Annotated in this window: 15 protein-coding genes; 10 read left to right on the top strand and 5 right to left on the bottom strand. The window is 70.9% G+C overall.

Annotated elements, in window-relative coordinates; all coding sequences use genetic code 11:
* Positions 1-190: 190 nt before the first annotated feature.
* The 3 genes from Plo01_RS22100 (at position 191) to Plo01_RS22090 (ending at position 2,940) form a co-directional block, all read left to right on the top strand.
* A complete protein-coding gene (locus tag Plo01_RS22100; protein WP_203892556.1) occupies positions 191-1,276 on the top strand; it encodes an endonuclease NucS domain-containing protein in 1,086 nt (361 codons plus the stop codon).
* Positions 1,277-1,607: 331 nt separating this feature from the next.
* On the top strand, positions 1,608-1,943 hold the full coding sequence (locus Plo01_RS41345) for an ImmA/IrrE family metallo-endopeptidase (protein WP_203892555.1): 336 nt from the start codon (positions 1,608-1,610) through the stop codon (positions 1,941-1,943).
* A 13-nt stretch (positions 1,944-1,956) separates the two neighbouring features.
* Positions 1,957-2,940: a DUF2804 domain-containing protein gene (locus Plo01_RS22090; protein WP_203892554.1), complete on the top strand. Its 984-nt coding sequence runs from the start codon at positions 1,957-1,959 to the stop codon at positions 2,938-2,940.
* Between the two features lie 18 nt (positions 2,941-2,958).
* Here the strand turns inward: Plo01_RS22090 and Plo01_RS22085 are convergent, their stop codons facing one another.
* Positions 2,959-4,155 (bottom strand): GAF domain-containing sensor histidine kinase, encoded by a 1,197-nt coding sequence (locus tag Plo01_RS22085; protein ID WP_239316825.1) that lies wholly within the window; start codon positions 4,153-4,155, stop codon positions 2,959-2,961.
* Positions 4,152-4,811: a response regulator gene (locus Plo01_RS22080; protein WP_203892553.1), complete on the bottom strand. Its 660-nt coding sequence runs from the start codon at positions 4,809-4,811 to the stop codon at positions 4,152-4,154. Before Plo01_RS22080 ends, Plo01_RS22085 begins: the two co-directional genes overlap by 4 nt.
* A gap of 194 nt (positions 4,812-5,005) precedes the next feature.
* On the opposite strand from Plo01_RS22080, the gene Plo01_RS22075 reads away from it, so the two are divergent.
* From Plo01_RS22075 to Plo01_RS22065, 3 genes are all read left to right on the top strand, one after another.
* The gene (locus Plo01_RS22075; protein WP_203892552.1) at positions 5,006-5,947 is read left to right on the top strand and encodes a phosphoribulokinase; all 942 of its coding nucleotides are present in this window, start codon (positions 5,006-5,008) and stop codon (positions 5,945-5,947) included.
* A gap of 191 nt (positions 5,948-6,138) precedes the next feature.
* On the top strand, positions 6,139-6,375 hold the full coding sequence (locus Plo01_RS22070) for a hypothetical protein (RefSeq protein WP_239316823.1): 237 nt from the start codon (positions 6,139-6,141) through the stop codon (positions 6,373-6,375).
* Positions 6,376-6,469: 94 nt separating this feature from the next.
* Entirely contained in the window at positions 6,470-6,682 is a 213-nt protein-coding gene (locus Plo01_RS22065; RefSeq protein WP_203892551.1) for a hypothetical protein, read from the top strand.
* A 38-nt stretch (positions 6,683-6,720) separates the two neighbouring features.
* Here the strand turns inward: Plo01_RS22065 and Plo01_RS22060 are convergent, their stop codons facing one another.
* On the bottom strand, positions 6,721-7,557 hold the full coding sequence (locus Plo01_RS22060) for a hypothetical protein (RefSeq protein WP_203892550.1): 837 nt from the start codon (positions 7,555-7,557) through the stop codon (positions 6,721-6,723).
* Positions 7,558-7,699: 142 nt separating this feature from the next.
* On the opposite strand from Plo01_RS22060, the gene Plo01_RS22055 reads away from it, so the two are divergent.
* Both Plo01_RS22055 and Plo01_RS22050 read left to right on the top strand, forming a co-directional pair.
* Positions 7,700-8,599: a universal stress protein gene (locus Plo01_RS22055; protein WP_203892549.1), complete on the top strand. Its 900-nt coding sequence runs from the start codon at positions 7,700-7,702 to the stop codon at positions 8,597-8,599.
* Between the two features lie 165 nt (positions 8,600-8,764).
* Positions 8,765-9,721, top strand: coding sequence for a TIGR03885 family FMN-dependent LLM class oxidoreductase (locus Plo01_RS22050; protein WP_203892548.1), 957 nt, complete (start codon positions 8,765-8,767; stop codon positions 9,719-9,721).
* A gap of 106 nt (positions 9,722-9,827) precedes the next feature.
* On the opposite strand, the gene Plo01_RS22045 is transcribed toward Plo01_RS22050, so the two are convergent.
* The gene (locus Plo01_RS22045; protein WP_203892547.1) at positions 9,828-10,562 is read right to left on the bottom strand and encodes a maleylpyruvate isomerase family mycothiol-dependent enzyme; all 735 of its coding nucleotides are present in this window, start codon (positions 10,560-10,562) and stop codon (positions 9,828-9,830) included.
* A 486-nt stretch (positions 10,563-11,048) separates the two neighbouring features.
* On the opposite strand from Plo01_RS22045, the gene Plo01_RS22040 reads away from it, so the two are divergent.
* Positions 11,049-11,852 (top strand): lytic polysaccharide monooxygenase, encoded by an 804-nt coding sequence (locus Plo01_RS22040; protein ID WP_203892546.1) that lies wholly within the window; start codon positions 11,049-11,051, stop codon positions 11,850-11,852.
* A gap of 116 nt (positions 11,853-11,968) precedes the next feature.
* Entirely contained in the window at positions 11,969-12,604 is a 636-nt protein-coding gene (locus Plo01_RS22035; RefSeq protein WP_203892545.1) for a DUF305 domain-containing protein, read from the top strand.
* Between the two features lie 13 nt (positions 12,605-12,617).
* On the opposite strand, the gene Plo01_RS22030 is transcribed toward Plo01_RS22035, so the two are convergent.
* A complete protein-coding gene (locus tag Plo01_RS22030; RefSeq protein WP_203892544.1) occupies positions 12,618-14,189 on the bottom strand; it encodes a golvesin C-terminal-like domain-containing protein in 1,572 nt (523 codons plus the stop codon).
* Between the last annotated feature and the right edge of the window lie 209 nt (positions 14,190-14,398).

Below are 14,398 nucleotides of genomic sequence, written 5' to 3'. Positions count from 1 at the left end.
ATCTCCCCGATCCGCTCGACCGCATCACGGAAGATGGTAGGTCACGCCCAGGCAATTTTGATCTATAACCGGATTTTTCTTGAAACACTGGTGAGTGTTCGCTCCGTGCCGAGTGCCTCCATGAGGGGCACCATGACGCCCGGCAGCCGAGCGTGGTGCCGGCCAAAGTCTCCTGGGCGAGGGGGTTCGCATGGCGTACGAGGTAGGACTCTGGCGGATAGGTGAGAGCGGTGAACCGGTTCGCGTCACCTCCGGTGCGATTCCACTGGAATCACAACTGGAAACGCTGATCGCCCAGGATCCCGCGATCCTGGGCGAGCCGATGTTGATCATTGGGCGGCAGGTGCCCACGGACTTCGGCGGGCTCATCGACCTGCTCGGGATCGACGGCGACGGCACGCTTCACGTCTTGGAGTTGAAACGCGGCCGTACTCCGCGGGAAGTCGTGGCTCAGATCCTCGACTATGCCTCGTGGGTCAAGAACCTGAGCCACGAGGATGTCCTGGCTGTCTACACCGCATTCCGTCAAGAGGCCCCCTTCGAGGTGGCCTTCTCCAAGGTGTTCGGTGTCAGTCCTCCTGACGAACTCAATGCCGATCACCGTCTGACGATCGTGGCTCATGATGCGGATCCCGCCACGGAACGCATCGTGAACTATCTCAGCTCGTTCGAGGTTCCGGTCAACGTCATGTTCTTCCGGTACTTCGAAGACGAGGGCCGCCGATACCTGGCACGCACCTGGCTGATCGACGAAACCAAGCCGTCTCGTGCGGCTTCCGTCCAGAGACGGAGCGGCACCAAGGAGGCATGGAACGGGCAGGACTGGTATGTGTCCATGGGGGAAGACGAGGTTCGCAACTGGGACGACGCGCGCAGGTACGGATTCGTCTCCGCTGGTGGCGGCTCCTGGTTCTCCAAGACGCTCATCGGTCTCCCCAGCAGGGCGCGTATCTTCACCCATATTCCCAAGGCGGGTTATGTCGGCGTCGGCACCGTGACCGGTGAAGCGCGTCCCGCCAGCGAAGCGTCCCTGGAGATCGACGGGGAGCCGCGCCGGTTCACCGACCTCGATCTGAGAGGAAGCTACCGACACGGAGGTGATGATCACGACGAGACGCTGTCGGAGTACGTAGTTCCTGTCACATGGACTCGGACGGTTCCTCGTGATCAGGCCTTCTGGACCCCGGGAATGTTCGCTAACCAGAACAGCGCCTGCAAACTGCGCAACAAGTTCACCCTGGAACAGTTGCTGGAAGCATTCCAGCTGGACGAGTAGCAGGCGAGGAGAGACGTGTTGCGCAGATGACAACCGTATCCGGCCCCTCGAAAGGCGGGCCGAGGCGCGCCGCGGGGGAGACGCCCCGGCTCGACCGGGTGGTGGATCGCTTCGCGCGTGATGTCGAGCTGCTGCTCGGTGAGGATGTTCTGAGGACCCCGGAACGTTACCGTCTGCCGATGCCCGCGAGCTTCGAGGCTGCGGAAGATACGGCCCGGCTGGTCCGGGGGCGCCTCGGGATGCCGGACGGGGTGCTGGAGGACATCGGCGACGCGGCGATGCGCCCCGGGAGCTCGGTCGCCACCTCTTCGACGACAAGTACGCCACGGACATGTCCATGGGAGAGGCCGGGAGTGAGACGGAGCGAAGGATCAACGCGTTCGCCGTCCATCTGCTCCTGCCGCGATCGTCGCTGACCACCGCTTGGAACGCGTCGAGTGAAGGCATCCGGACACGCGCGATCCGGCTGGCGGCGGAATACCGTGTGAGCTGGTCGGCGCTCTGCGCCCAGTTGAAGAACCTGGGATTGGTCCGAGAGCCGGAGCGTCAGATGCTGCTCGAACAGCGCCCGCTCCCCTCGGATTCCTCGAATGGGCGCGGAAGAACGGACTGCTGCCGTAGAACATCGGACGGCCGGCTCCGGCTGTGGCTGGGGTGGTTTGTGTAACTATGCTCTGGTCATGCTGACCCGCGAGCGGGAGATCGTCGTCCCGACCGACCTGTGCCTGCCGGACGGGCGTCTCAACCCCGAGGCGGTCGGGTGGACCCGGCGCCCGCTGCACCGGGCGAACCTGCGCGGCTGGGGCCGGGCCAAGCGCTGGGAGTACTGGGGGATCGTCACCCCCCGGCATGTGATCGGGATCGTGGCCTCGTCGCTCGACTACGCGGGCCTGCACGGCGTCTACGTACTGGACCGGGACACCGGGACGGAGATCTCCAAGGACGTCGTGGTGCCGCTGGCGCGCGGCGCCGTGCTGCCCGAGCGCAGCGGGGACGGGACGGCCTCCGTCCGGGGCGGCGGCGTGACGATCGAGATCGGTCAGCATCCCGGCGGCAGCTCGCTGCGCGCGGTCGCGCCCGGGGTCGAGCTGGACCTGGAGATGCCGCTGCCCGAGGGGCACGAGTCGCTGGGCGTGGTGATCCCCTGGGGACCCAGCCGGTTCCAGTACACGGTCAAGGACGTCGGGCGCCCGGTGCGCGGGCGGTTGAGGCTGGAGTCCGGCGAGCACGAGGTGAGCGAGGAGGACTCCTTCGCGGTGCTCGACCACGGCCGAGGCAAGTGGCCGTACGCGATCACCTGGAACTGGGCCGCGGGCAGCGGTCCCGGCGTGGCGATCCAGCTCGGCGGCAAGTGGACCGACGGCACCGGCCTGACGGAGAACGCGCTGTTCGTGGCCGGGCGGCTGCACAAGATCGGCGATGAGCTGGAGTGGCGCTACGACCGGACGGACTGGTTGCGCCCGTGGCGGATCACCGGCCCGCGGGTCGAGGCGGAGTTCCACCCGTTCCACGAGAAGGCGGCCCGTACCGACCTGGGCGTGGTGGCCAACGAGACGCACCAGTGCTTCGGCCACTTCACCGGGCGGGCGCGGGCCGACGACGGCGAGTGGATCGATCTCGACGGCCTGACCGGCTGGGCGGAGGAGGTGCGCAACCGCTGGTAGCGACGCGTCCGCGGCGGGTCACAAAGCGCCCTTCACCGGGATGACGACCCGGAGCAGGGTGCCCGCGCCCCGGCGGCTGTGCACCTCCAGACGCCCGCCGAGCAACTCGGCGCGCTCGCGCATGCCGCCCAGGCCGTAACCGGTGGGAGCGGGGTGCTCGGCCAGGCGGGAGGGGTCGAAGCCGACGCCGTCGTCCTCGATCTCCAGCTCGACGTCGCCGCTCCGCACGGCCAGGCTGATCACGGCCGACCCGGCGCCGGAGTGCCTGGCCACGTTGGACAGGGCCTCCTGGGCCACCCGGTAGATCGCGGTCTCGACGTGTCCGGGCAGGCGCACGGGGGCCAGATCGACCTCGACCGTCAGCTGCGGGAACGACCTGGCCAGGCTGGCCAGGCTGGCGGGCAGGCCGAGGTCGTCGAGCACCGGGGGACGGAGACCCTCGATGGCGGACCTGGTCTCGGCCAGCGCGTCGTCGGCCAGCGCCCGCGCCCGCCTGATCTGCTCGGCGGTCACGTGGTGCGCGCTCTCCGGCGGGAGCGCGTCCAGGGCGGCGGACAGGTGGTAGGAGAGGCTGACGATGCGCTGGCTGATGCCGTCGTGGATCTCTCCCGCGAGGCGGCGCCGTTCGGTCTCCTGGGCGAGGACGACGCGTTCGGCGAAGCGCTCCATGGCCTCCTCGCGCTCGGCCAGGCGGCGGTGGAGGCGGGCGTTCTCGATGGGCCCGGCGATCAGCCCGCCCACGGAGTGCAGGAGCTCGACGTCGGCGTAGGTGAACGCCCGCCGCACCCGGGTGTGCACGTTGAGGACGCCGACCAGGTGACCGGGGCGGGTGGCGATGGGGACCGAGCACATCGAGGTGAAGTCCTCGCCCCGCAACTGCGGGATGTACTTGTAACGGGGGTCGGCGAGCTTGTCGTCGTCGATGACCACGGGCCTGCCGTGCGCCGCGACCCAGCCGGCGACGCCCTCCCCGAGGTTCAGCTCGATCCGGCCGGCCAGCTCGTCGAAGGGCGGGGTGGCGCCGCGCAGGACGAGCCGCCGGCCGCTGTCGTCGAGCAGGTGGACGAAGCAGACGTCCGTCTCGGTCGTCTCGGTGATCAGCGCGGCCACGCCCTGCACGACCTCGCCCAGGTCGAGCCCGGTGGAGATCGTCTCGATGATCCGGGAGAGCAGCCGGGCCTCCCGCTCCGGATCGGTCAGCCCGAGCCGGCTCACCGGAACACCCCCTCGCGCAGGGCGGTGGCCACCGCCGTGACGCGGTCGTTGACGCCGAGCTTGCGGTAGATGCCGCGGGTGTGGGTCTTGACGGTCTCCTCGCTGACGGTCAGGCGGGCGGCGATGCCCTTGTTGGTCAGCCCCGACACCATCAGCGCCAGGACCTCGCTCTCGCGCTGGGTGAGACCGAGATGGGCGCCCGGCCAGAACTCGCCGGCGTGGAGCCGGGCGGCGGACAGGGCGATCCGGCCGGCCAGCATCGGGGCGATCAGGACCTCCCCGGCCGCGATCCGCATCAGGGAGCCGACCAGTTCGGCGCCGGTCACGTCCTTGAGCAGGAACCCGGAGGCGCCGATCCGCAGCGCCTGGTAGACGTACTGCTCGTCGTCGTAGACGGTCATGAAGACCACCCGGCAGGAGGGCCGGGCCCGCAGGATCTTGGCGCAGGCGTCCAGGCCGCTCTCGCCGCGCAGCCGTACGTCGAGCAGGACCAGATCGGGCTCGTGGTCCAGGACGGCCTGCAGCGCCCCGTCGGAGTCGCGCGCCTCCCCGACGATCCGCACCTGGTCGCCGTAGGACCGCAGCATGGCCCGCAGGCCGTCGTGGACCATCTGGTGGTCGTCGACGGTCACGAGCCGGAGAGGTGGGCTCCTCATGCGCCCAAGGTACGAAAAATGGGGGCACTTAAGGATCCCCCAGCGTCTCACCCGGATGGGGGAAGGCGGCTTCCGTCACGCGGCGTACCGTCCGGGTGACGGCCTGCCGCGGAACCCCCCTCCGCCGCGAAGCGGGAAGGCGAGGCTCCACGGCGCGCCCCGACCCGCCTCACCCCGTGGAAGCGAGCCGCCCGATGCCCCACAAACTGATGCGGATCCACCGGGCCGAGTCGTTCCGGCCCGCCATGCTCGCCATCGCCGGAGACAGCGCGGCCGGCAAGACGACCGTCGCCCGCGGTCTGACCGAGGCGCTGGGCGAGGAGCGCAGCACCTCGGTCTGCGTGGACGACTACCACCGCTACGAACGGGCCGAACGGCGCGGCCTGCCGTTCACCCCGCTCCACCCCACCTGCAACCACATGCAGATCATGGAGCAGCATCTGCAACTGCTGGCGATGGGCCAGCCGATCCTCAAGCCCGTCTACGACCACCGCGACGGCTCCCTCGGCCGGCCGCGCCTGGTCGAACCGCGCGACCTGGTGATCGTGGAAGGTCTCCTCCCGCTCCACACCAAGCTGGCCAGGGCCTGCTTCGACGTGACCGTCTACCTCGATCCGCCGGAACGGGTCAGGAGCGAATGGAAGATCAACCGGGACACGGCGCGGCGGGGCTACACCCGCGCGCAGGCCGTGGCCGAGATCTCCCGGCGGGAGGCGGACTCGGCGACCTTCGTCCGCCCCCAGCGCCGTGAAGCGGACATCGTGGTCCGTTTCGCGCCCGTCGAGGGCCGCGAGGACGTTCCGCTCTCGGCGACGCTGCTGCTGCGTCCCACGATCCGCCACCCCGACTTCGCCCGGATCCTCTCCAGCGCCACCGGCGCGGCGGCCCACCTCACGCTCACCCGCGATTCCGACGGCGGCCCGGTGGACGCCCTGCACGTCCACGGGGACGCGGACCCGCTGGAGGCCGACGTGGTGGCCAAGGCGATCTGGCACGATCTCGGCGTGCCCGAGCCGCTCCCCGCCTGCCTGGGCCGCATGCCGGACGGCTCCCGCAACGAGCCGCTCCGGATCACCCAGCTGATCCTCCTGTACCACCTGATCCGCGCGGGCGTGTGGAGGCTGCCCGGGGAGTGACCCGCGCCGGACGTCCCGGGGAGCGATTCACGCCGGAACCGGAACCGGAACCGGGGACGGCGGGGAGAGGAGACGCGGGGCAGGGAGACAGGAAGATCCGCCTCCGGACGGTGAGGGAGTCTCTCACTACCGCGTGTGTCCGCGCGGGGAGATTCTGAGGTTCCCCGTTGACTCCCTGGAGGTGGTGACACGTGCTGCTCTCGCTGCAGGACGCTGGCTGGGAACGAGTGCGCAGGCGGTACGCCGGAGTCTGGTCGATCTGGAGAAGCGATGCGGGCCGGTGGTACGCGACCCGGACCACGGGCCCGCTCTCGCAGGCCGAACTGGACGCCGGGCTCGTCATGACGGCGCACGGCGACGACGCCGAAGTGCTTGAGGCGATCCTGGCGGAGCAGGAACGGGTCGGCGGCTCGGCCGCCGCCCTCTGAGGAAGCGCCGGTGGGGCCGGCCGGAGGGGTGACCCTGGGAATTCTCCTGATCGGGCCGGGTATGCGTGAGCCTGAGCGACAGGAGGAGAGAGCCATGGTCCAGTCAGAAGAGACCGGCGCCGGCGGGCGGGAGAGCACCGGGGAGGCCGGAGGAGGGCGTCCCGGGGAGGAGCCCGCGCCGGGCGGGCGGGAGAACCAGCCGCCGCTGGCCCAGTCGCCCGACGCCGAGCCCGAGGGGGACGCCCAGCCCGGCGCGGAGCGCGACTGGCTGCCCTCGCATGCGCAGTCGCCGGACGACATGGAGTGATCCGGATGCCCGGGTCACAGGGTGACCCGGGCCGTCCGTCACGCCTCCCAGTCGATGGCGACCTTCTCGGGGTCCTCGGCGGCGACCCGTACGGGCAGGTTCGTGCCGGGCAGGGTCCGGTGCAGGTGCGCCGAGGGCACCCGGTGGCCCAGCCGCACCTCGTACGGTGAGTACCCGCTGTCCAGGGTCACCCGCAGCATGAACCCAACGATCGGGTCGCCGTTCTCGGCGGTCATGCCGTTCAGGGCGAAGGTGCCCAGCACGGTGGCGGAGCCCGGCAGACCCCGGGCGAGCAGGTCGGCCGCGGACAGGCGCTCCGTGATCACCGGCCCGCCCTCGCCCGGCGGCACGCTCCAGTCGATCGCCAGCCGCTCCGGCCTGGCGGGGTCGATCCGCACGGCCAGCACGCAGCCGGGCAGCACGGCCCCGACCAGCAGCCGGGGCAGGGTCTCCCGGTGTGAGACGCGGTAGGGGGCCGCGCCGGCGCGGCACACTTCCAGCTCGAAGGCGACCATCGGCAGGTCGTTCACGGTCACCCCGGTGTCCGTCATGGAGATCACGAGCGCCGTCGCGGGAGTCCCGCCGGAACGCAGGTCGTCGTTGCCCCGCGCCATCTCGTGGACCATCCCGAAGAGCCCGCCGACCGTCGTGGCCGAGGTGTTCGGCTCGAAGGCGGACATGACCCGGCTCATCGTCGCGGCGTGGAAGGCCCACGCCGTCGCGCCGGATCCCAGGAGCGTCAGCATCATGCCGGAGACGAACGCCGGAGTCGCCCAGCCCGGCATCGGCCACATGGTCATCCCGGTGATTCCCGCGGCGAGGAGGACGGCGCCGCAGCCCCCGACCGCCATGCCCAGCATCCTCATCCGTGTCATCGACGTTCCCCGTTCCCAGAAATACGGCGTGCTGTTGTAACGGATCAAGAGAATCGGAGATCGCTTTCACACCGGTTGCATCCCGATTACCGGGCGGGACGCCGACCGGGATGGCGCCTTTTCCACGGGGTATGGGCCATCCATGAGACATGTGGTGGTGGGTGTCGACGGGTCCGCGGACAGCCTGCGGGCCGTGCGGTGGGCGGCTCGGGAGGCGGTGCGCCGGAGGCTCTCGCTCCGGGTGGTGCATGCCGTGTACGCGTGGCTGCACCATCCGTCGGAGGCCGGGATAGAGGAGGTCCGGAAGTGGTTGCTGAACGGCGGCCGCGTGCTCCTCGACCAGGCTGTGGCGTGCGCCAGGGAGTGCGAACCCGGATTGAAGATCGATGACGCCATCGCGGCCGGCGACCCCGCCCAGGTGCTGGTGGCCGAGGCCGAAGAGGCGGAGATGCTGGTGGTGGCCTCGCGGGGGACGGGCCGGATCTCCGGCCTGCTGCTCGGCTCGGTGGCCCTGAAGGTCGTCCCCCAGGCGTCCTGCCCGGTGGTGGTGGTCCGCGGCCCGCTGGAACCGGGGAAGTCGTTCGACGAGGTGGTCGTCGGCGTGGACGGCTCACCGGCGGGCGCCGAGGCGCTCCGGTTCGCCGCCGCCGAGGCCGTGCTGCGCGGGGCGCGGCTCCGGGCGATCCTGGCGTGGACCCTGACCACCCCGGCGGCCGAGTCGATGCCCCCGCTGCTCATCGAACTCGGTGAGATCGAGGCCGCCTGGACGCATGTCCTGGAGGAGGCGGTGGGGGCCGTGGAGAAGGAGCATCCGGAACTCGACATCGTCCGCCAGGTGGTGACCGGTCACCCGGTGCAGGCGCTCATCGACGCCTCGGAGGGGGCGGACCTGGTCGTCACGGGGACGCGGGGGCGGGGCGCGCTCGCCGGGCTGGTCCTGGGCTCGGTGAGTCACGGGGTGCTGCACCACTCCCACTGCCCGGTCGCCGTGGTCAGGCCGCAGATCTTCGCCGCCCGCCTGGACGACGAACGGGCCGCCTGACGCCTCCCGGGCGGGCCGCCCGGTCTTCCGCCCGCCCGGCCTCGCGTGGACGGGACGCCTGACCCTTCGCCTGCCTGGCCGTCCGCCTGCCTGACCCCTCGCCTGCCGGGCCGTCCGCCTGCCTGATCCCCGTCTGGAACGCCGTTCTCTGGGTAACCGGAGGGCATGGCGACCTATGGCTTCCATTCCTCACACGAGCAGATCCATCCGGCCGCGCTGCTGAAGGCGGTGGTCCGGGCCGAGCAGGCGGGCTTCGCCGCGGCGATGTCGTCGGACCACTTCTCCCCGTGGAGCGCGCGCCAGGGACACTCCGGCTTCGCCTGGTCCTGGCTGGGCGCGGCGCTGCAGGCGACGGGGCTGCGCTTCGGCGTGGTCAACGCCCCGGGCCAGCGGTACCACCCGGCCATCGTGGCCCAGGCGATCGGCACCCTCGCCGCGATGTTCCCCGGCCGGTTCTGGGCCGCGCTGGGCACCGGTGAGGCGAGCAACGAGCACATCACCGGGGAGGGCTGGCCGCGCAAGCCGGTCCGTACGGCACGGCTGCGCGAGTGCGTCGACGTCATCCGGGCGCTGCTGGCCGGAGAGGAAGTGAGCCACGACGGCCTGGTGACCGTGGACCGGGCCCGGCTGTGGACCCGCCCGGAGACCCCGCCGGAGCTGGTGGGGGCGGCGGTGAGCGTCGAGACGGCGCGGTGGTGCGCGGAGTGGGCCGACGGACTGATCACGGTGAACGCGCCGATCGAGACGCTGCGCCGGATGATCGGGGCGTACCGGGACGCGGGCGGCCGGGGGCGGCTGGCGCTCCAGGTTCACCTCAGCTGGGCCGAGGACGACGAGACGGCCCTGGCCGTCGCCTACGACCAGTGGCGGAGCAACGTCTTCCGCCCGCCCGTCTGCTGGGACCTCGACACGGCCGAGCTCTTCGACGTGGTGTCCGAGGACGTGCCGCCGTCCAGGGTCGCCGAGGTGGTCAACGTCTCCTCGGACCCGGGGTGGCACGCCGCCCGGCTGAACGAGTACGCGGAGCTGGGCTTCGAGGAGATCTACCTGCACCACGTCGGCAAGGAGCAGGAGGCGTTCATCGACACCTTCGGCGCGAAGGTCCTGCCGCAGCTCACCTGACCCCCGGGACCTCGCCTCTCCCCATCCTCCGGCCCCTCGCCCTCACCTGATCCCACGGCCAGGCCACCGCGGTGCCGTACGGGACGGCCGGCCTGGGAGCCCGGGTTCAGCCCCAGACGACCCGGGCCTTCTCCCGCCACAGGGCGAGCACGTCCCGGTCGCCGTGGACGTCGAGCCCGTCGGCGTCCACCCGGTTCCACAGCAGGAGGTACAGCCCGGTCGCGGGGCCGGACACCACGCAGTCGGCGTCGTCCCGCACTCCGGGGGCGATGGTCCGCCCCTCCGGCTCCACCCGGATCGTCCAGGCGGCCGGCTGGTCGGTGGCACGGACGGCCAGGCTGACCGGCGGGTCGGCGACCAGCCGCCCCCGCGGCCTGGCGAAGAAGCCGTCGAAGAGCTCGTCGACGCCGTCGGCGGCCAGGACGGGATCGATCGGGGTGATCTTCCCGGCGGCGGACTCGGCGTCCACCCGGTGGATCGTGGTCTCGTGCGCCTGCCGCCGGGCCCAGAACGCCAGAGGGGAGGGCGCCCGGAGAAAGGCCCAGCACTCCAGGGCGGGGTCGGCCTCCCGAAGGGTGCGGACCAGCGCGGCGTGGCCGTCGCGGAACCAGTCGATCAGCGTTTCGCCGGCCGGGGCGGAGAAGAACTCCGCCTTCTCCTCGTCCGTGAACGGTTCCGTCTTCCCGGTGGCGACGTACGCCGTGGCCCAGCGGTGCACCCCTCCGGTGTGGTCGAGCAGGTCCTGCACCGTCCAGCCGGGACACGTCGGCACCGGGGCGTCGAGCCCCGCCTGTGCCGCGGCCTCGGCCAGCCGGACCCCGGAGTCGTCTAACGCGGTCACATGATCTCTTGTCTCCACGAGTGGATTGTGTCATCCCCCGCCGGACCCGCCCGGGAGAGGGCGCCGGCGAGAACGTGAAGGGCGCGGGAAAAGACCTGACGATCGGGTTGATTGTGGTATGCCCACCCCCAATCGATCTTCGTTATGGTGATCCTAAACGGTCCTTAAGCTGCCTATAAGCTTTATTCCTGTTCGTGCGTGATAGAAAAAATTAACTTCACACGGCACGAAGGAGTCGCCCACCGTGAGCACCCCCCGCAGCCTCGCCGCGCCCCAGAACGCGCAGGCCGTCTGTGCCGACGGCGAGGTCAGGCCGCGTCGGCACGACATCTGCCGGTGGTCGCCCATGCCGCGGTCCACGACTCCGGGAAGCCGCCGTCACGGCGCCGTGCGTTTTCGCTGAATTCGCGGGAACGGGCCGGACGGCCATTCTTTGAATTTGTTAATCCGCTCTGTATTTGATGAATCAACGGTAGGGAACGGTACATGAGAAGGACTCTCACGCTCGCCGCGGTCGCCTCGTTCGCCTTCGGCGCCACGATCGTCGCCGCCTCCCCGGCGATGGCCCACGGCTACGTGTCGTCACCGCCGAGCCGTCAGGCGTTCTGCGCCCAGGGCAAGGTCGCCTGCGGTGCCGTCAAGTACGAGCCGCAGAGCGTGGAGGGCGCCAAGGGCCAGCGCAACTGCCACGGCGGCGTCGCCCGTTTCGCCGAGCTGAACGACGACAGCAAGGCCTGGCCGACCACGGCCGTCGGCACCAGCGTCAACTTCAACTGGGTGCTGACCGCCCGGCACTCGACCAGCACGTGGGAGTACTACATCGGCAACAAGCTGATCGCGTCCTTCAACGACAACGGCAAGCAGCCCGGCGCGACGGTCACCCACAACGTGAGCCTCGCCGGCTACAGCGGCAAGCAGAAGGTCCTGGCCGTCTGGAACATCGCCGACACCGCCGCCGCCTTCTACTCCTGCATCGACCTGCAGGTCGGCGGAACCGGCGGCGGCGCCCCGGCCCCCACCCCCACCCCCACCCAGAAGCCCACCACCCCGGCGCCCACCCCCACCAAGACCGCGACCCCGCTCCCGAGCCCCACCTCGGTCCCGAAGCCCACCTCGGTCCCCACGACCCACCCCACGACCCCCGCCGGCACGTGGAAGCGTGGCGGGAAGTACGTCATCGGCAACGTGGTGACCTACGGGGGCGTCAAGTACCGCTGCCTCCAGTCGCACACCGCCTACGGTGACTGGGCGCCGCCGAAGGTCCCCGCCCTCTGGAAGCGCGTGGGCTGATCCGCCGCCCGGGCCGGCCCGCACTCCGGGCCGGCCCGTCCCCACCGCAGGACACGCCCCCACCGCAGGACACGCCCCCACCGCAGGACACGCCCCGATCGAGGGAATCGACCCCCATGAAACGCTCCGCCCTCACCGTCGCCCTCGCCCTGACCGCGCTGGCGGTCTCCGCCTGCGGGACCCCGGCCGCCGCGTACTACGGCACCGGTCACGGGGCCCACGGGACCGGCGGCACGACCGGCGGCACGGTGCGGGTGACGCACGGCGGGGCGGGAACGGACGTCGCGGCCGGGGGCTTCACCGCCGACGACGTGATGTTCCTGCAGATGATGATCCCGCACGACCGCCGGGGCGTGGAGCTGGCCATGCTGGCCGCCACCCGCTCCTCGCGCGAGGAGGTGCGGACGCTGGCGGCGGAGATCGTGGCGGGCCAGAGCGACCAGGTCCAGGTCATGACCGACCGGCTGACGGCCTGGAAGCAGCCGCTGGAGACCGGGGCGCACGCCCACGACGCCCACGGCGGCCTGCACGTCACCGGTCCCGAAGTGGTCGCCGAACTGGCGGCGCTGAACGGCGCCGCCTTCGACACCGCCTTCCTCAACGTGCTGATCGGTCACCAGCACAACGCCCTGGACATGGCCCGCGCCGAGGTGAAGACCGGCGGGAACCCCGAGACGGTGGAGCTGGCCCGGCAGATCGACCGCTCCCGTTCGGAGCAGGTCAGGCGGCTGCTCGCCGCGCTGTCCCCCTGACGCCGTACGGACGTCACGGGCGGCTGATGCGGACGGCGTCCGCGATGATGTAGCCGATGCCCGAGGTCTGCCGGCTGACGCCCACGACGTCGTAGGTCCCGGCCTTGAGCGTGAACGTCCCGAGGCCGCGCCAGGCCCCGCCGCCCGAGCGCTGGTCGACGTAGACCGTCTTGTTGCCGCCGGAGGCCACCACGATGTACGGCGCCGAGCTGCTGTATCCCGGGTGCGCCGGGTAGCGGACCTCGACCCGGTACCTGCCGGTGCCGGGGACCTTCATCCTGTACCAGGCGGGATCGGCGGCGGAGGCCCGGGCGGCGAACCGGTAGTCGGGTCCCAGGCGCTGGTTGGAATAGGTGGAGACACGCCAGTTCGCGCCGGCGGTGAACCGGCCGGCGGTGGTGTTGTCCGTGGTGGTCGACCACGGCTTCGTCGCGCTCCCGCCGGTGACGTACTTCATGTACGTGGTCCAGTTCCAGTGCGGGCCCGGGTCGGTGTGCGTGGCCCCCGGCACCTCCTTGTGGGCGATGATGTGCTTGCGGTCCTTCGGGATGCCGTACTTGTCGCAGAGGTGGCGGGTCAGCGCGGCGGAGGAGCGGTACATCGCGTCGGTGAACCACGAGGCGTTGTTGACGTAGCCCTCGTGCTCGATGCCGATGGACCGGTGGTTGTAGTCCCGGTTGCCCGCGTGCCAGGCGATGTCCTTGTGCCGCACCATCTGGGTGACGGCGCCGTTCGACGACTTGATCACGTAGTGCGCCGAGACCTTGGCGCCGGGGTTCTGGAACCAGGAGATGGCGCCCGCGTACGACCCCTGGGTGACGTGGACGACCACCCGGTCGATCTTCCGGCTCGACGGGCGGTCGGCGACGGTGTAGTTGCTCGACCTCGCCGCCACCCAGGACGCGGGCGGGTATTCGGCACCGGGCGCGGCCATCGCGCCGAGGTCGGGGACCTCGGCGTAGGGGCCCCGGTCCGCGGTGACCACCTGCGGGGCGACCGTCACGCCGCCGGCGGCGAACCCGGTGCCGAGCAGCTCGTAGACGGCGTCGGCGTAGAGGCGGGCGGTCTCGGGGGACGAGGCGTTGCCGTACTTCGCCACGGCCTGGTACCAGCGGCCCATGTCCTTCCTGGCGGCTTCGTCGAGGCCCAGCCCGTCGGCGTGGGCGCGCAGGACCGCCGCGCCGCCGAGGATGTTGGCCCCCGTGTCGGCGCGCAGCTTCTCCACCGGCAGCCCGGTGAGCTCGGCGGCCTTCTCCAGGGCGCGCGTGGTGGGGTTGCTGACCAGGTGCATCATGCCGTAGCCGCCCATCGCGCTGGGCTCGCCGCCGTGGTCGTCGAGGTGGGTCTCGGCGTAGGCGAGGGCGGCGAGCAGGTCACGGGGGACGCCGTATCGGGTCGCGGCCTGGTCGAAGGCCGCGGGCAGGGACGCGTCCGGCCCGGCCGTCGCGGATGGGGACGTGCTCGGTTTGACCGTCGCGGGTGGGGGGGTGTCCGGCTCGGCCGTCGCGGGCTGAGCAGCCAGGACCAGGAAGGCCACGAGGGCGGAGGCGACGAGGGCAGCCGGCCGCCGCGGGGCGAACGTCATTGAGGTCTCCTTGTCCGGGGGGTCGGTGCAGCACGGTAAAGGAGCCCATGGCGGTTATCGACGACGTCTGTTACTACCGGTATGGATGAAATTTCTGGATCACCCGGAGACAGATGTTTCGTCCGGGGACGGAATCCAGTCGCGACCAGGCGCTTCCGTCGCCGCATGGGAGCGTGGTCACGGCTCGGAATCGGGTCCCGGGGAAGAGA

Origin of the sequence: Planobispora longispora (assembly GCF_016863135.1) — a bacterium.
Taxonomy (GTDB): Bacteria; Actinomycetota; Actinomycetes; order Streptosporangiales; family Streptosporangiaceae; genus Planobispora; species Planobispora longispora.
The sequence above is the reverse complement of the archived record's forward strand: the minus strand, read 5'-3'. Positions and strand labels throughout refer to the sequence as shown.